This is a genomic window from Vreelandella jeotgali Hwa, assembly GCF_000334215.1.
Classification (GTDB): domain Bacteria; phylum Pseudomonadota; class Gammaproteobacteria; order Pseudomonadales; family Halomonadaceae; genus Vreelandella; species Vreelandella jeotgali.
Genome location: NZ_AMQY01000002.1, coordinates 26,072 through 42,256, shown reverse-complemented (window position 1 = coordinate 42,256; position 16,185 = coordinate 26,072). Strand labels below are relative to the sequence as shown.

General features: G+C 62.6%; 12 protein-coding genes. 9 read left to right on the top strand and 3 right to left on the bottom strand.

The window, feature by feature from the left end; all coding sequences use genetic code 11:
• The first annotated feature begins 17 nt into the window (after positions 1-17).
• The 3 genes from C793_RS0100720 to C793_RS0100710 all read left to right on the top strand — a co-directional run bounded on the left by C793_RS0100720 (position 18) and on the right by C793_RS0100710 (position 2,369).
• Positions 18-743: an RNA polymerase sigma factor FliA gene (locus tag C793_RS0100720; RefSeq protein ID WP_017429023.1), complete on the top strand. Its 726-nt coding sequence runs from the start codon at positions 18-20 to the stop codon at positions 741-743.
• 72 nt (positions 744-815) lie between these two features.
• On the top strand, positions 816-1,637 hold the full coding sequence (locus C793_RS0100715) for a motility protein A (RefSeq protein ID WP_017429022.1): 822 nt from the start codon (positions 816-818) through the stop codon (positions 1,635-1,637).
• Between the two features lie 21 nt (positions 1,638-1,658).
• A complete protein-coding gene (locus tag C793_RS0100710; protein WP_017429021.1) occupies positions 1,659-2,369 on the top strand; it encodes an OmpA/MotB family protein in 711 nt (236 codons plus the stop codon).
• On the opposite strand, the gene C793_RS0100705 is transcribed toward C793_RS0100710, so the two are convergent.
• Positions 2,337-2,921: an invasion associated locus B family protein gene (locus tag C793_RS0100705; protein ID WP_017429020.1), complete on the bottom strand. Its 585-nt coding sequence runs from the start codon at positions 2,919-2,921 to the stop codon at positions 2,337-2,339. The two genes, C793_RS0100710 and C793_RS0100705, sit on opposite strands and share 33 nt — an antisense overlap.
• Before the next feature lie 257 nt (positions 2,922-3,178).
• Between C793_RS0100705 and C793_RS0100700 the strand changes: the two genes are divergently transcribed.
• From C793_RS0100700 to C793_RS14015, 3 genes are all read left to right on the top strand, one after another.
• On the top strand, positions 3,179-6,412 hold the full coding sequence (locus C793_RS0100700; protein WP_017429019.1) for a ribonucleotide reductase barrel domain-containing protein: 3,234 nt from the start codon (positions 3,179-3,181) through the stop codon (positions 6,410-6,412).
• A 78-nt stretch (positions 6,413-6,490) separates the two neighbouring features.
• The gene (locus C793_RS0100695) at positions 6,491-7,273 is read left to right on the top strand and encodes a hypothetical protein (protein ID WP_017429018.1); all 783 of its coding nucleotides are present in this window, start codon (positions 6,491-6,493) and stop codon (positions 7,271-7,273) included.
• 29 nt (positions 7,274-7,302) lie between these two features.
• Positions 7,303-8,274: a DUF481 domain-containing protein gene (locus tag C793_RS14015; protein ID WP_017429017.1), complete on the top strand. Its 972-nt coding sequence runs from the start codon at positions 7,303-7,305 to the stop codon at positions 8,272-8,274.
• On the opposite strand, the gene C793_RS13255 is transcribed toward C793_RS14015, so the two are convergent.
• Positions 8,244-9,212: a LysR family transcriptional regulator gene (locus C793_RS13255; RefSeq protein WP_017429016.1), complete on the bottom strand. Its 969-nt coding sequence runs from the start codon at positions 9,210-9,212 to the stop codon at positions 8,244-8,246. The two genes, C793_RS14015 and C793_RS13255, sit on opposite strands and share 31 nt — an antisense overlap.
• A 204-nt stretch (positions 9,213-9,416) precedes the next feature.
• Here C793_RS13255 and C793_RS0100680 point away from each other — a divergent pair, with 204 nt between their 5' ends.
• Together C793_RS0100680 and C793_RS0100675 are read left to right on the top strand one after the other, a co-directional pair.
• The gene (locus C793_RS0100680; RefSeq protein ID WP_017429015.1) at positions 9,417-10,415 is read left to right on the top strand and encodes an NADP-dependent oxidoreductase; all 999 of its coding nucleotides are present in this window, start codon (positions 9,417-9,419) and stop codon (positions 10,413-10,415) included.
• A 121-nt stretch (positions 10,416-10,536) separates the two neighbouring features.
• Positions 10,537-11,637 (top strand): alkene reductase, encoded by a 1,101-nt coding sequence (locus tag C793_RS0100675; protein WP_017429014.1) that lies wholly within the window; start codon positions 10,537-10,539, stop codon positions 11,635-11,637.
• Positions 11,638-11,685: 48 nt separating this feature from the next.
• Here the strand turns inward: C793_RS0100675 and uvrA are convergent, their stop codons facing one another.
• Positions 11,686-14,547, bottom strand: coding sequence for an excinuclease ABC subunit UvrA (gene uvrA / locus C793_RS13250; RefSeq protein WP_017429013.1), 2,862 nt, complete (start codon positions 14,545-14,547; stop codon positions 11,686-11,688).
• Positions 14,548-14,781: 234 nt separating this feature from the next.
• On the opposite strand from uvrA, the gene C793_RS0100660 reads away from it, so the two are divergent.
• Positions 14,782-16,185, top strand: coding sequence for an MFS transporter (locus tag C793_RS0100660; RefSeq protein WP_017429011.1), 1,404 nt, complete (start codon positions 14,782-14,784; stop codon positions 16,183-16,185).

Below are 16,185 nucleotides of genomic sequence, written 5' to 3'. Positions count from 1 at the left end.
GGCTTTGAGGCGAGACGATGTACACAGCACAAGGCAAATACAAGCAACAGGATCAGCTGACCGAGTATATGCCGCTGGTCAGGCGCCAGGCGCTGAGTCTGCAGGTGAAGTTGCCGGCCAGCATCGAGCTGGATGACCTGATCCAGGCCGGTACGCTGGGCCTGTTGGAAGCGCTCGGCCGTTTCGATGCCAGCCAGGGAGCCAGCTTCGCCACCTTTGCCAGCCAGCGAATTCGCGGCGCCATGATGGACGAGCTGCGCACGCGCGACTGGTTGCCGCGCAGCGTACGTCGTGCTGCGCGCTCGGTGGATGGCGCCGTGCGGCGCCTGGAGCAACGTCTTGGCCGCGCGCCCGAAGAGCCCGAAATTGCCGGTGAGCTGGATATGCCGCTCGCGGACTATCAGCAGCTGTTGCACGACGCCAACAGCGGCTACCTGCTGCCCTACGAAGAGCTGACGGTGGATAACGGCGAGGCGCCGGGGGGCGGTGAAGCCCTGGGCCTGCCGTTCGATCGGCTGCTGGGTCAGCAGCAGCGTGAAGGCCTGACACAGGCTATCGAGGCGCTGCCCGAGCGCGAGAAATTGCTCATGGCGCTTTATTATCAGGAAGAGCTGAACCTCAAGGAGGTCGGGGCGGTGCTCGGGGTTACCGAGTCTCGCGTCTCCCAGCTCCACAGCCAGGCCGTCAGCCGTCTGCGCGCCTGGCTGAACGACCCGGCCGGGTCTTCTGATGAAAGCGCATAACACACATGGTAGAAACGCCGGCGTGCAGGATGCACGCCCCTTGTTTTTTACGCATCCGGTGAGGAGCCGTCGATGAATCCATCAACACTGATCGGCATGTTTGCCAGCATTGTGCTGCTGGTAAGCGTGCTGTTTTTTACCGCAGAGTCTCCCGAAAGCTTTTTGAATTTGCCGGGACTGGCGATTGTGGTGACCGGCACTCTGGCGGCCACGTTCATCAGCTATCCGCTGCGCGAGGTGATTCGCGTCGTACGTCTGGTGGGGCTGGTCTTCCGGCGGGAAAACACCTATGTACGCGATGACATCAAGGAACTGGTGGATATGTCGCGGCTATGGTTCAAGGGCGACGTGCGCGCGGTGGAAGATCAGCTGCAGTACACCCAGAATCCTTTTCTGCGCTCGGGCATTCAGCTGGTGATTGCCAACACCAAGGAAGAAGAAATCTTCGATATGTTGCGCTGGCGCATTGCCCGGCTGAAAGCGCGCGAGCACGCCGAAGCACAGATTTTCCGCACCATGGCTACCTATGCCCCCGCGTTCGGCATGATCGGTACCCTGGTGGGGCTGGTGAACATGCTGGAAGTCATGGATGCCGGCGATCTGGACGTAATCGGGCCGCGCATGGCGGTGGCGCTGCTCACCACCTTCTACGGTATCCTGATGGCCAACCTGATTTTCAAACCCATTGCCGTGAAGCTGGAACGGCGTACCGAAGAGCGCCTGATTACCATGAACATGGTGCTGGAAGGGATTTCACTGATTACCAAGCGCCGTCTGCCCTCGTTCATTGAAGAAACGCTGAACTCCTTTGTGGCCAACTACCACGATGAAATCCGCGATTCGGGCAATAAAGCCTCGGCAAAGTCGGCAAGGAAAGCGCGGAAAAAGGAATAGCGGCAAAAGGAATATAGCCACATGCTGGACAAGGATACCCGCCGTACGCTTGAGCCCATGCCGGCCGGGGGTGACGGTGAGGGTGATGAAAGCTGGCTGACCAGCTATCTCGACGTGCTGACGCTGCTGATTACGCTGTTTGTGCTGCTGTTGGCACTGACACCGCCCGGCGGCGGCGAGAACAGCGAAAGTCAGCGCGACCGCTCCGCCACTGCCGTGCCGTCCATGTCGCTGTCGTCCATGGCGACCGGCATCAAGCCGCGCCACAGCGGCCTGAGCCCGGCCTTTTCCGGCATGGATATTCCCGGCGTTGACGTCAGTCAGGGGGAGCAGGGCGTCACGCTGCGGATTGACAACAGCCTGCTGTTTTCCAGCGGTCGTGCGCGATTGACCGATCAGGGCCGCGACGTCGTTGCCGGCCTGGTCGATATGCTGGAATCGTTCAGTGGCCTGATTTCCATTGAGGGCCATACGGATAACGTGCCCATCTCCACGGCACGCTTTCCTTCCAACTGGGAGCTATCCGCCGGGCGTGCCATTGCGGTGCTGCGGCATTTAAGCGACAAGGGCATCGACCTGGATCACATGCGCGCCGTGGGCTATGCCGCAACCCGCCCGCTTGAGGCCAACGCCACTACCGAAGGGCGCGCCGCCAACCGGCGCGTGGAGCTGGTGTTGCGTAAACCGGCGGATACCGCTTCAGATGCCGGTAGCGCGACGGCAGCGCGTTAGTGCAGCGTCGATGGCATCGCCCGCCCCGTCCATGCTGAAGATCATGTACCAGGGGTCGCGTTCGCCCAGATCAAAGCCCAGGAATAGCTGCTCGCCGGAACGCATGTCATTCAACAGTCTCGCCCGGTCATTCAGGTAAAAGTGGACATAAAAGCCGTTGTTGGCGGGTTGGGTAAAAAACTCGACGACGCTTTTCTGCAGGGTTTTATCGTCCACCCGCAGCTGGGCGGGCAATACACGCGTCTCCGGTGTTGCCTGCTCCAGCGTATCCAGCCTCACCCGCATTTCCAGCCAGGGCATATCGCACACGCCGGGCGTGGCGTTGACGCTCAAGGTAGCGTCGGTATAGCTGGCGCTTTCCACGGCACGGAAATGGCGCGGTCCCTCAGCCTCGCCGGGTGCCGAGAGCGTGGCCACCTGCCAATCGCCGTGGGTCTCCACATCGCTGACGTCGAACGCCGCTGCCTGCGCACTGCTGCCCATCAGCATGCCGGCGATTAGCGCGGCAAAGGCGAGCCAACGCGGGCCCGCCGGCGGTTGTTGCTGTTCCATGAAATGGCTGCCTGATAGTCGTTGAAAAAGACGGCTTTTACCGGCCGTATTCAAGGGTAATAGCCAAGCGCTTGTTTTAGCGGGCTATAGGGCCTTATTTCCATATATAGTATATGGGTTGAATTTTCTTGTCTTATGTTGATTGATAGATGTGTCTATACATCTATTTTTCTCTCCGTATAATACGCGGCCACCGGCTATTATAGCCCGCTATCTGATTCCCGTTCATGTCCCGCGAGGGCAAGGAGTTTTGCGTCATGAGTACCGCTGCCAAGGCCGCTAAATCGTCCAACGATGTGCCGCTGCAGATGCCCTCGCGGGAAATCTGGGACGCCAAATACCGTCTCAAGGACCGCCACGGCGAAGCGGTCGACAGCGACGTCAATGCCACCTTCGAGCGCGTCGCCCGAGCGTTGGCCGAGGTCGAAGGCGACCAGGCCAAGCAGTGGCTGCCCAGGTTTCGCTGGGCGCTGGAAAACGGCGCGGTGCCCGCCGGGCGCATTCTTTCCAACGCCGGCGCGGAAGCCTACAAGCCCGCGGTGAGCCTGATCAACTGCACGGTGTCGCGGACCGTGCGCGATTCCATGCGCGATATTCTCGATTCCGTCGTGGATGCCGGCATGACGCTGAAGTCCGGCGCGGGCATCGGCTATGATTTTTCCACCCTGCGCCACAAGGGAGCATTCGTGTTTGGCGCCGGTGCCGGCACCAACGGCCCGCTGGCGTTCATGGATATCTACGACAAGATGTGCTTCACCGTGGCCTCTGCCGGCGGCCGGCGCGGCGCGCAGATGGGCACCTTTGACGTCGGTCACCCGGACGTGCGCGAGTTCATCCAGGCCAAGCGCGAAGCCGGTCGGCTGCGCCAGTTCAACCTGTCGCTGCTGATTACCGACGAATTCATGGAAGCGGTCAAGCACAACGCCGACTGGCCGCTGGCCTTCCCGCTGCATCCGGGCGAGAAGGATGATGTCAGCGCCGACGACATCATCTACCGCGACTGGCCGGTGATTGAAGACGGCTACAGCGTGGATGACGAAGGCCGCGTAGCCTGCCGCATCGTCGAGGTAATCAAGGCCCGTGAGCTGTGGGACACCATCATGGGGTCGACCTACGACTACGCCGAGCCGGGCTTTATCCTGATCGACCAGGTCAACCGCATGAACAACAACTGGTTCTGCGAGGATATCCGCGCTACTAATCCGTGCGTGACGGCGGACACACGATTGCATACTCAGTTTGGGCAGGTGCCTATTGGCGAGCTTTATCAGCGCGGAGATGCGCTGCAGGTAAGCGTAGACAATAGGGCGCTGGAAAACGGCAACGAAGGTGTGGAGAGCCGCCAAGCCGTGCCGGCCTTCATGACGGCGAAAAAAGCCAATGTGTACCGAGTGACTACCCGTGAAGGTTATGAAATCAAAGCGACGGCATGGCACGACTTTTATACTCAGCGTGGCAAGGTGCCTCTGAAAGAAGTAAAGGTCGGGGATCAGGTCTGGGTGCAGTCAGGAAAAGGCCAGTTTGGCCCCGAAGGCAACGAGAAGCTGGGCACTTTGCTTGGACTTATCGCTGGCGACGGCCACTTTACCCACCGCGGAGCGGGCCATGAGGCCGTATGCGTTAATTTTTGGGGTGAAGACCGGTCATTGGCTGACGTCACTGCCGCATACATTAACGAGCTGATTGCCCACTCCGCCAAAAATGGACGGCAATACCAAGTAGCGCCGGTCGCCGTCGCTGAGCGTCAGCACGTATTTATCCGCTCGGTCATTTTGGCGCGGTTGCTGGAACATTATGGTTTTACCAAGAATACTAAGCTCAAGGTTCCTGAAGTCGTTTGGCGTGGCAGCGAAGCGTGCGTCAAAGGATATCTGCGGGGCCTGTTTCAGGCCGATGGTACGGTTAATGTGTCAGGTAACAGGCAGAGCTGCTCGGTGCGGCTTGCGTCTAGTACATTAGAGCTGCTTCAGGATGTACAGACGCTACTTGCAAATTTTGGCGTTTTCTGTCGACTCCATAAGCGTCGCGATGCTGCCCAACGCAGTTTGCCTGATGGCCAAGGCGGTATGCGTGAATATGCCTGTAAAGCTAATTATGAACTGATTATTGACGGGCAGTCTCGTGAATGGTTCATGCAAGAAATTGGCTTTTTGCTCGATTATAAGAATGATAAGCACCAACAATGGACGGTAGATAAAAAACTGAATAAAACCCAGCCTTTCGCAGCTACTATTAGTTCTGTGGAGCACATTGGCCGTGAAGCCGTGTTCGATACCACTCAGGCTGATCACAATACAGTAATTTTTAATGGGCTGGTGACAGGGCAGTGCGGTGAGCAGCCATTACCGCCCGAAGGCGCCTGCCTGCTGGGGTCGGTGAATCTGACGCGCTTTGTGATTGATCCCTTCAGCGACAAGCCGCGCTTTGACTGGAAGCGCTACCGCGAAGTGGTGGCGATCTTCACCCGCATGCTCGACAACGTAGTGGAAATCGCCGGGCTGCCGCTGCCCGAGCAGCAGCGCGAGATCGAGGCCAAGCGCCGCCACGGCATGGGCTTTCTGGGGCTGGGCTCGACCATGACCATGCTCAAGATCCCCTACGGCTCGAAGGAATCGCTGGCGTTTACCGAAGAGGTCAGCCAGCACCTGGCCATCGAAGGCTGGAAGCAGGCGCTCGAACTTGCCCAGGAGAAAGGCATGGCGCCGGTGCTGGAAGAAGAGCACACGCTGACTCCGCGGATGCTGCGCGAACGCCCGCAGCTGAAAAAGGACGGCTACGAAGTGGGCGACAAGGTGCCCGGCCGTATTCTCCACGCTCGCTACAGCGCCTACATGGGCAAAGTGGCGGACCTGGAGCCGGAGCTGGTGACCGCGCTGGCCGAGCACGGCGCGCGCTTTACCCACCACAGCTCTATCGCGCCGACCGGCACGATTTCGCTGTCCATGGGCAACAACGCTTCCAACGGCATCGAGCCGTCGTTCTCGCATCGCTATTACCGCAACGTGATCCAGACCGGCAAGAAAACCAAGGAGCAGGTCGAGGTCGTGTCGTTCGAGCTTGCCGCCTATCGTCATTTCATCGCCGCCGACGCGGTGGAAAGCGACCTGCCGGGCTATTTCATCACCGCCGACAGCGTGACGCCCGAGCAGCACGTGGCGGTGCAAGCTGCGGCCCAGCAGTGGGTAGATTCGGCGATTTCCAAGACGGTGAACGTGCCCACCGAGTTTCCCTTCGAGCAGTTCCAGGATCTCTACCTCCAGGCCTACGACAGCCGTCTCAAGGGTTGCACGACCTTCCGCTTCAACCCCGAGGCGTTTCAGGGCGTGCTGGTGCGTGAAGACGACCTGAAAAACACCACCTACGAGTTCGAGCTGGAAAACGGCGAAACCGTCGAGCTTAACGGCAACGACACGGTGATCTACGATGGCGAGGAGCATAACGCCGCCAACCTGTTTGATGCGCTGAAGGAAGGCACTTACGGCAAGTGGTAAGCGCCCTTGGCCCGGGCTGAGTCCCGGGCCTTATACCGTATCTATCAATCCAGCCCCTGTTGTTGAGTGGAGAACATCATGGCCGTTGAAATTACCTCAAAAATTGTGGGTTACCGCATCAAGCAGGATGAACCCGCTGCCCCCGAGCCGGTCCTGCCGGACGAAAACCCGCTCACCGTGCGCATCCCGTCGCGCCCGGAAGGCACGCTGGAGGCCGTCTCGGAGAAAATCTCCTACGTCGGCGCCGAAGGCCGCAAGAAAGTCTACCTGCTGGTGTCTTTCATGCCCGTGGAAGGCGTAATCGGCGGCAAGCGCGTGGTCATCGAACGTCCGGTGGAATTTTTCTTCCCTTCCGGGCAGCTGTCCAGCGAGCACCAGTGGATTACCGCGACCATGCGCAGCCTCTCGCTCGCCGCCCGGGGCGGCTACGTCACCCAGGCGGTGGCCGACCTGCGCAAGGTCGCCTGGGACAAGGGGCTGGTACGCTGCGGCTGGAACCGCTATGGCAAGCCGGTGTTCCACGACTCGGAAGTCTCGGCCATTGCCTGGTCGATTCAGCAGATCCTGTATCGCCGGGGGTTTCTCGACCAGGACGGCAACCAGGTACCGGTGGAAGAGCTGGTCGAGGGCTACGCCCGGCGCATGGCTCGCGGTGATGACGCCCAGCCCGAAGCAGACACCGAGACGCCGGAAGCCGGCAAGCTTGAAGCCGTTGGCGACGCCGATAACGAGGCCGGGCAGGCGAACCAGTCGGCGGGGCCGGCGGTGATCGGCCACTGCCCCGAATGCCGCGGCGAGCTGATCATGATGGACGGCTGCCCCACCTGCTACGCCGGCTGCGGCTGGTCAAAGTGCGGCTAATCGGTTAATCCCCGCGTTTTCCGCAGGATATGTGGCACCCTGGCGTAAACCGGCTGGTGGGTATCGCGCTGGCGTTGGCGGCTCTGCCGCTGCAGGCCGATACGCTGTGGCTCAAAAACGGCGACCGCATCAGCGGCGAGGTGATCGAGAAAACGCCCGAACGCTGGCGGGTGAATACCGACGTCGCCGGCGAGCTGGCGCTTGCCGCCGAGCAGGTGGTGCGCGTGGTGCCGGAATCTGCGCCGAGCGTGCCGGTCAACACCCTGCCGGCGCTGCGCCTGGCCGCCGCCATGCGACCAAATGCGCCGATTGCAGCTGAATCGCCTGACGCGGAAACGCCTGAAGAAAAGCCGGGTATAACCATCAAAGGCGGCATCGACATTACCTTCGAGTATGAGCACAGCACCGCCGATACCCGTGAGCTGGATCTGGATATGCGTCAGCGCATCGACGCCGGGCGCTGGCGGCACCAGTGGCGCGCCAGCTATCAGCGTGAGTACCGTGACGGCGAACGGCGGGAAAACGATTGGCACCTGGCCTATACGCCCAAATGGTTCTTTGCCGAGAAGAATTTCTGGCAGGGGCTGGCGAGCACCGACCGCGACTGGGACGAGGAACTCAAGCGGCGTGTAACGGCCGGCGTGGGGCCGGGGTACCAGCTATGGGATAATGAGCTGGGCGCTTTTTCACTTTCGGCGCTGCTGCTGCGCAACCGCTATTATTATGCTACTCAGGATGCCGAGACGTTTGACTCGGGCGTGCTGCAGTGGGAGTTCAATCGCCACCTTTGGCAACGGCGCTTTGAAGTCTACCTCAACGGCCGCGCCGGTCGCGCGCTATCCGAGTCCACCAGTTTTTTGCTGGATACCCACACCGGTCTGCGCTATCCCCTCACCGACTGGGCCTCGTTGGAAATGTCGGTCAAGACCGACTGGGTGCAAAATAACGTCGAGGATCTCAACGATACCACCTACAACCTCGGAGTGGGGTTGAACTGGTAGCCCTGACCAAGCGTGCGATGACGCGCCTGAAGCCCGTCAAACAGGGTCTGGCGCAGCCAGCGGTGGCCGGCGTCGGCCTGGTGGCGTTCGTGCCAGACCAGCCAGTAGGCAAAGGAAGGCACTTCAAGGGGTAGTTGGCGTACGGCCAGCGGCCAGTGGTCGGCGACGCTTGCTGCCAGACAGCCGGGAACACAGAGCAACAGGTCGCTGCCGACGGTCGTGGAAAAGGCCGCCAGAAAATGCGGCTGGCGCAGGCTGACCTGACGTTTCAGCCCCTGCCGGGCCAGCGCCAGATCCACAGCGCCGCGATCATCCCCGCCCATGCTGATCAGCTGATGGTCGGCGCTCAGAAACGCCTCCAGAGTAAAGTCGTCTTCGGGTAGCTGCGCGAGCGGATGCCCCTCGCGCATGACGCAGACAAAGCCATCCCGGCCAACTTCCCGGCCGTGCACGCTCGCCGGCACCCGCTCGCCGGGCACGCACAGCGCCAGCTCGGGCCCGCCTTCCGCCAGCTGCTGTTCCACGTCTTCGCTGCCGTTTTGCACTTCCAGGCGCAAATGCGGCGCCTGCTGTTTCAGCCGCTGCCACTGAGGCGCGAGAAACGCATGCATGCCGTAGTCGGTGGACGCGATATGAAAGCGCCGCGTGGTGCTGGCCGGGTCGAACGCCGGCGGTGCCAGCAGCGCGCCCAGCTCCTGCAATAGCCGTTCCAGCGGCGGCCCCAGAGCTTCGGCTCGGGCGGTGGGGCGCAGGCCGCGATGGGTGCGCACAAACAGCGGGTCGTCAAACGCTTGGCGCAGCCGTGACAGCGTGCGCGATACCGCCGGCTGGCTGAGGTTCAGCCGCTGAGCGGCGTGGGTCACGCTGCGCGAGTCGAGCAGAGCGTGCAGGGTCACCAGCGCGTTGAGATCATGGCGGGCCAGGTCGGCAAGATTCATGGCGGTATCGCCCTGTGGTCGTGAAAGACGGTTTCAAGTCTCATGGTATCAGCATAATGCATAGTGGATTTAAGTATCTTGCATTGGCGTGATATGAGGCTGCGGGCATAAAGTACCCACGTTCACGCAGCGCCGCGCCTCGAGTATGACGCTATGCGTCAAAGATAGGCGCCGCTGCGCTATCAATACTGCAAGGAGACAACCATGCAAAGCCGTTATTACACCATCCATGAACACCCTCAAGGATTGCCGTCGCGGGAGCTGTTCGCCCTGGAGCAGCAGGAGCTGCCCGCTCTGGCCGAAGGCGAAGTGCGCGTTCGCAATACCTGGCTGTCGGTCGATCCTTACATGCGCGGGCGCATGGACGGCGTTACCACCTATATCGAGCCGTTCACCCTGGGCGCGCCGCTGGAAGGCGCGGCGACGGGCGAGGTGATGGAATCCCGCGACGCGCGCTTTAGCCCGGGCGACAAGGTGCGCCACATGGCCGGCTGGCGCGACGTTGCCCAGCTGCCGGCGGATCAGGTCGAGCCGCTGCCCGAATTCGACGTCCCCGAGCAGGCCTACCTTGGTGTGCTGGGCATGCCCGGCACGACCGCCTGGGTAGGGCTCAACGTCATTGCCGACATGCAGCCCGGCGATAACGTGCTGGTGAGTGCCGCCAGCGGTGCGGTGGGCTCGCTGGCCGTCCAGCTGGCCAAGGCTCAGGGCGGCACAGTGGTCGGCATCGCCGGCGACCAGCACAAGCTCGACTGGCTCGAGTCCAAAGGCGTGAAAGCGGTGAGCTACAAGGGCAAGAACGCCGCCGAGCTGAGCGCGGCGCTGAAAGACGCCTGCCCCGAAGGCTTTGACGTCTACTACGAAAACGTCGGTGGTGACTGCCTGGAGGCGGCGCTCAACAACCTGCGTGTCGGCGCACGGATTGCCGTCTGCGGCATGATTGCGCGCTATAACGATGACGCCCCGGCCGCCGGCCCCGGCAACCTGGCGATGTTGCTGGTCCGCCGGGCGCGCATGCAGGGCTTCATCGTCTTCGATCACTGGCAGCACCACGCCGACTTCCTCAAGGAGTTTGGCCCGCGCGTCGCCAGCGGCGAAATCGACTACCGGGAAACCGTCGAAGAAGGCCTCGAGCGTCTGCCCGATGCCTTCCTGGCGCTGTTCTCCGGTGCCAACCAGGGCAAGATGCTGGTCAAGCTCTGATATCAGGCCGCCAAGGCGTTTGACGCGAGATATTTACCCGCCCGCTGCTCCCCGGGCGGGCTTTGTTTGCCCTTTTGTCAGGTCATTTTTCAGGACACTCTTTCAAGTTCAAGGACACCTCATGGCACACGAAACGCTGTTAACCCCGGTCAATTTTGGCAGTCTGACGCTGCCCAACCGCATTCTCATGGCGCCGCTGACCCGCGCCCGCACCCCCGACAGCGTGCCCGGTCCGCTGCAGCAGACCTATTACGGCCAGCGTGCCGGCGCGGGGCTGGTGATTAGCGAGGCCACCAATATTTCGCCCAGCGCACGCGGCTATGTGTACACCCCGGGGATCTGGACCGACGCCCAGGAAGCCGGCTGGAAAGGCGTGGTCGACGCGGTGCACGCCAAGGGCGGGCGCATGGCGCTGCAGCTATGGCATGTGGGCCGTGTCTCCCACGAGATGGTGCAGCCGAACGGCCAGGCGCCGGTGGCGCCCAGCGCGCTGAAAGGCGAGGGCGCCCAGTGCTTCGTGGAGTTTGACGACGGCAGCGCCGGGCGCCACCCCACCAGCACGCCCCGGGCGCTCGAAACGGAAGAAGTGGCCGAGGTCGTGGATGACTACCGCCAGGCCGCGGTGCGCGCCAGGCGCGCCGGCTTTGATATGATCGAAGTGCATGCGGCCAATGCGTATTTGCTCAACCAGTTTCTCGCGACCGGCAGCAACCAGCGCACCGACCGCTACGGTGGCTCACTGGAAAACCGCGCGCGCTTTCCGCTGGAAGTGGTGGACGCCGTGATTGACGTATTCGGCGCTGACCGCGTGGGCGTACGCCTGTCGCCGTTTATCGAGATCTTCGGCCTGACCGACGACGAGCCCGAAGCGATGGCGTTCTATCTCGCCGGCCAGCTGGCCGAACGCGGTATCGCCTATCTGCACATCAACGAACCCAACTGGGCGGGTGGCGATATTACCCTGTCCGACGATTTCCGCCGCGGCTTGCGCGAGCGCTTTAGTGGCAGCCTGGTTTTCTGCGGTCATTACGATGCCGACCGTGCCGAGCGGATTATCGAGGCGGGCACCGCCGACGCCGTGGCGATCGGCCGCTCGTATATCGCCAACCCGGACCTGGTCGAGCGCTTCCGTCAGGGAGCGACCCTTAATGAGCCCGACCAGACCACCTTTTACGGCGGCGGCGCGGAAGGTTACACCGACTATCCGTTTTTGACCGACTGACAGGCTCACTCAGCGTAATGAGCGATCAGCATAGCGCCCTGCGGGGCGCTATTTTTTTGTAGTGGCCTTTGCCGCCTTGTCGGCGATCGGCTTCAGCATCGGCGCGAGAAAGCGTCCGGTGTGCGAGGCCTCGACAGTGGCGACGTTTTCCGGCGTGCCTTCGGCGATGATACGGCCGCCGCCGGCGCCGCCTTCGGGTCCCAGATCGATCAGCCAGTCGGCAGTCTTGATGACGTCGAGGTTGTGTTCGATGACCAGCACGGTGTTGCCGTGATCGCGCAAGCGGTGGAGCACCACCAGCAGCTGGCGGATATCCTCGAAGTGCAGGCCGGTGGTGGGCTCGTCGAGAATGTACAGGGTCTGGCCGGTATCACGCTTGGCCAGTTCCCGGGCAAGCTTGACCCGCTGGGCTTCGCCGCCCGACAGCGTGGTCGCGCTCTGCCCCAGTTTGACGTAGGACAGCCCCACATCCAGCAGCGTCTGCAGCCGCCGGGCAATGGCCGGTACCGGGCTGAAGAATTCCAGCGCCTCTTCCACGGTCATCTGCAGCACTTCGTTGATGGTCTTGCCCTTGTAGTGGATATCCAGGGTTTCGCGGTTGTAGCGCTTGCCCCGGCAAACGTCGCAGGGCACGTAGATATCCGGCAGAAAGTGCATTTCCACCTTGATCATGCCTTCGCCCTGGCAGGCTTCGCAGCGCCCGCCCTTGACGTTGAACGAGAAACGCCCGGGCTTGTAGCCGCGCGCGCGCGCTTCCTGAGTGCCGGCAAAGAGTTCGCGGATGGGGGTGAAAATCCCCGTGTAGGTCGCCGGGTTGGAGCGTGGCGTGCGCCCAATGGGGCTCTGGTTAATGTCGATGACCTTGTCCAGCTGGTCGAGTCCGTCAAGTGTCTTGTACGGTGCCGGCGACATCGTGGTGGCGCGATTGAGGTCGCGGGCGGCAATGGGCATCAGGGTGCCGTTGATCAGCGTTGACTTGCCCGAGCCGGAGACGCCGGTCACGCAGACAAAGCAGCCCAGCGGCAGGTTCAGGGTGACGTCCTGCAGGTTGTTGCCGCTGGCGCCGGCCAGCACCAGCTGTTTTTCCGGATTGCCGGGAATGCGGTGGGGCGGTACGGCGATTTCGCGCTCGCCGCGCAGGTACTGGCCGGTAAGTGATTCACGGGTATGGGTGACGTCGTCGGGCGTGCCCTGGGCGACGATCCGGCCGCCGTGGACGCCGGCGCCGGGGCCGATGTCCAGTACGTGATCAGCGCGGCGAATGGCTTCTTCGTCGTGCTCCACCACGATCACGGTGTTGCCCAGGTCGCGCAGGCGCTCCAGCGTTTTCAGCAGGCGGTCGTTATCGCGCTGGTGTAGCCCGATGGAGGGCTCGTCGAGGATATACATCACGCCGACCAGCCCCGCGCCGATCTGACTGGCCAGCCGAATGCGCTGGGCCTCGCCGCCGGAGAGCGTATCCGCGCTGCGCTCCAGGTTGAGATAGTCCAGCCCGACGTTGACCAGAAACTCCAGCCGCGAATGGATCTCGGTGACGATTTTGGCGGCAATCTGGCCGCGCCGGCCGTCGAGCGTCAGCTGCGAGAAGTAATCGCGCGACTTGCCGATGGGCAGGCGCACGACATCGGCGATGTTGTAGTCGTCAACGAAGACGTGGCGGGATTCGCGGCGCAGCCGCGTGCCGTGGCAACGGGTGCAGGCGCTGGACGTGACATAGCGCGCCAGGTCCTCGCGCAGCATGGCAGACTCGGTCTCGTGGTAGCGCCGCTTGAGGTTGGGCAGCACGCCTTCGAAGGGGTGCTCGCGCGTTACCTTGCGCCCGCGATCGTTGGCGTAGACAAACGGCACCGGTTCGCGGCCGGTGCCGTTGAGGATGATATCGCGTTCGCCCGAGGTCAGTTCCTGCCACGGCGTTTCCAGGGGAAAGCCGTAATACTCCGCCAGTGACTTGAGCTGGGTGAAGTAGTAGATATTGCGCCGATCCCAGCCCTTGATCACGCCTTCGGCCAGCGACAGCTCGGGGTGGCTGATGAGCTTGTCGGCATCAAAATACTGCTGCACGCCCAGGCCGTCGCAGCCGCTGCAGGCACCGGCGGGGTTGTTGAACGAAAACATCCGCGGCTCGAGCTCGGCCAGCGAATAGCCACACTCGGGGCAGGCAAAGCGAGATGAGAACGCCAGGTCTTCGGCGCCGCCGTCCATGTAGTGGATCATCGCCGTGCCGTCGGCCAGAGCGAGCGCGGTTTCAAACGACTCCGCCAGCCGCTGGGCGATATCGTCGCGCACCTTGAAGCGGTCGACGACGACGCTGATGTCGTGCTTCTTGCGCTTGTCCAGCGGCGCGATATCGTCAAGCTCCAGCACCTGGCCGTCGATCAGCACGCGGACAAAGCCCTGGGCTCGCAGCTCGGCCAGCAGCTGCAGGTGTTCACCCTTGCGCCCCTTGATCACCGGGGCGAGCAGCATGAGTTTGGTGCCGGCTTCGAGGTTCAACACTTGGTCGACCATTTGCGAGACGGTTTGCGCCTCGAGGTCCTGGCCGTGCTCGGGGCAGCGCGGCGTGCCGGCGCGGGCAAACAGCAGGCGCAGGTAGTCGTAGATCTCGGTGATAGTGCCGACGGTAGAGCGCGGGTTGTGCGAGGTGGACTTCTGCTCGATGGAAATCGCCGGCGAGAGCCCTTCGATGTGGTCGATATCGGGCTTTTCCATCATCGACAGAAACTGGCGCGCGTAGGTGGAAAGCGATTCGACGTAGCGCCGCTGACCCTCGGCGTAGAGGGTGTCAAAGGCCAGCGACGATTTGCCCGAGCCGGACAGCCCGGTCACCACGATGAGCTTGTCCCGGGGCAGGGTGACATCGATCTGCTTGAGGTTGTGGGTGCGGGCGCCCCTGACCTGAATGCTTTCCATCAATACCTCATTACGCGCGGCAAAAGGAGAAGTATACGGTTTGCCGAGCCCCGGGGGCAAAACGCCGCTGGCCGATGCCCCGTGTGTGCGGTGGCTGGCCGCTGCGGGTGACGGCATTTTCAGCGACGCCCAAGCGCGCTAGAATATGACGCCTTCCCCCCTTTATTTCGCGGGCGGCCTCACGGACAGACGTCAACATGATGGGCGCGCCCGGGATATCAACGTCGAGGCTTTATGGCCAAGGTTTCATCGTTACTGATGCCCAGCGAGCGCCGCGCCATCAGCGGTCTGGCCGGGCTTTACGCCTCGCGCATGCTGGGGCTTTTCATGGTGCTGCCGGTGCTGGCGATCTATGCGGACGACCTCGCCGGGTCAACGCCGCTGCTGGTAGGCGTGGCGCTGGGGATCTACGGGCTGACTCAGGCCTGCCTGCAGATCCCCTTTGGCTTGATGTCGGATCGCTTCGGGCGCAAGCGCATGATCGCCATCGGCCTGGTGCTGTTTGCCCTGGGTAGCGCGGTGGCGGCGCTGGCCGACTCGATTGTCGGGATCATCGCCGGGCGCGCGCTCCAGGGCAGCGGCGCGGTAGCGGCAGCGATCATGGCGCTGTTGGCCGACCAGACCCGGGAACAGGTGCGCACGGCGGCCATGGCGACCATCGGCCTGTCCATCGGCGTGGCTTTTGCCGTGGCCATGGCGCTGGGGCCCTGGCTGGCGTCCGTTGCCGGGCTGTCCAGCGTGTTCTGGTTTACCACGGCGATGACCGGCGTGGGGCTGTTTGTGCTCTGGCGCTGGGTGCCCGCTGCACCGCGCCGGGTGAAGCACAAGGACGTGGGCATGGATCGCAGCCAGCTGGGCAGGGTGCTGACGCGGCCCGACCTGTGGCGCATCGACCTGTCGATTTTTGCCCTGCACCTGACGCTCATGGCCAGTTTTGTCGCGGTGCCGCTGCGGCTGGTGGACGCGGGTATCGACAAGTCCTGGCATGGCCTCGCGTACCTGGCGATCATGGGCGCGGCCTTTGTGCTGATGGTGCCGCTGGTGATCGTGGCGGAGAAAAAGCAGCTGATGAAGCCCATCTGCCTGCTGGCGATCGGGGTCATTACGCTCAGTCTGGCCGGTCTGGGGCTGCCGCTGTCCCACGGCGCGGGGCTGTTCGTGCTGCTGGTGTTTTTCACCGGCTTTAATCTGCTCGAAGCCACGCTGCCGTCGATGTTGAGCAAGCTTGCGCCGGCGGGCTCCAAGGGCACTGCCATGGGCGTATACTCGACCGGGCAGTTCCTCGGCGCCTTTCTCGGCGGTACCCTGGGCGGCTGGCTGTCCCACGGCTGGGGGTTGGACGCGGTGTTTCTCGGCTGTGCGGCGCTGGCGCTGGTATGGTGGGGTATCATGTGGTCGATGCCCAAACCGCCGCCGCTGGCCAGCGAAATCGTGCCGCTGGACGAAGCCTCGTCGGAGTCGACGGACACCCTGCTGGAACGCCTTTCTGCCATTACCGGCGTGGAAGACGTGATGCTGGCACCCGAAGAGCAGGTGGCCTATCTCAAGGTCAACCGTCAGACCCTCGACCAGGCGGCGCTGGACGCGCTGTTGCCCGCAGCGCAGTCGGACACCCCCGAAGCCGGCCATGCCGGCTGA

Coding starts and splice junctions, on each gene's coding strand:
- C793_RS0100720 (WP_017429023.1), top strand. CDS start 18: ATGTACACAGCACAAGGCAAATACAAGCAACAGGATCAGCTGACCGAG.
- C793_RS0100715 (WP_017429022.1), top strand. CDS start 816: ATGAATCCATCAACACTGATCGGCATGTTTGCCAGCATTGTGCTGCTG.
- C793_RS0100710 (WP_017429021.1), top strand. CDS start 1,659: ATGCTGGACAAGGATACCCGCCGTACGCTTGAGCCCATGCCGGCCGGG.
- C793_RS0100705 (WP_017429020.1), bottom strand. CDS start 2,921: ATGGAACAGCAACAACCGCCGGCGGGCCCGCGTTGGCTCGCCTTTGCC.
- C793_RS0100700 (WP_017429019.1), top strand. CDS start 3,179: ATGAGTACCGCTGCCAAGGCCGCTAAATCGTCCAACGATGTGCCGCTG.
- C793_RS0100695 (WP_017429018.1), top strand. CDS start 6,491: ATGGCCGTTGAAATTACCTCAAAAATTGTGGGTTACCGCATCAAGCAG.
- C793_RS14015 (WP_017429017.1), top strand. CDS start 7,303: ATGTGGCACCCTGGCGTAAACCGGCTGGTGGGTATCGCGCTGGCGTTG.
- C793_RS13255 (WP_017429016.1), bottom strand. CDS start 9,212: ATGAATCTTGCCGACCTGGCCCGCCATGATCTCAACGCGCTGGTGACC.
- C793_RS0100680 (WP_017429015.1), top strand. CDS start 9,417: ATGCAAAGCCGTTATTACACCATCCATGAACACCCTCAAGGATTGCCG.
- C793_RS0100675 (WP_017429014.1), top strand. CDS start 10,537: ATGGCACACGAAACGCTGTTAACCCCGGTCAATTTTGGCAGTCTGACG.
- uvrA (WP_017429013.1), bottom strand. CDS start 14,547: ATGGAAAGCATTCAGGTCAGGGGCGCCCGCACCCACAACCTCAAGCAG.
- C793_RS0100660 (WP_017429011.1), top strand. CDS start 14,782: ATGGCCAAGGTTTCATCGTTACTGATGCCCAGCGAGCGCCGCGCCATC.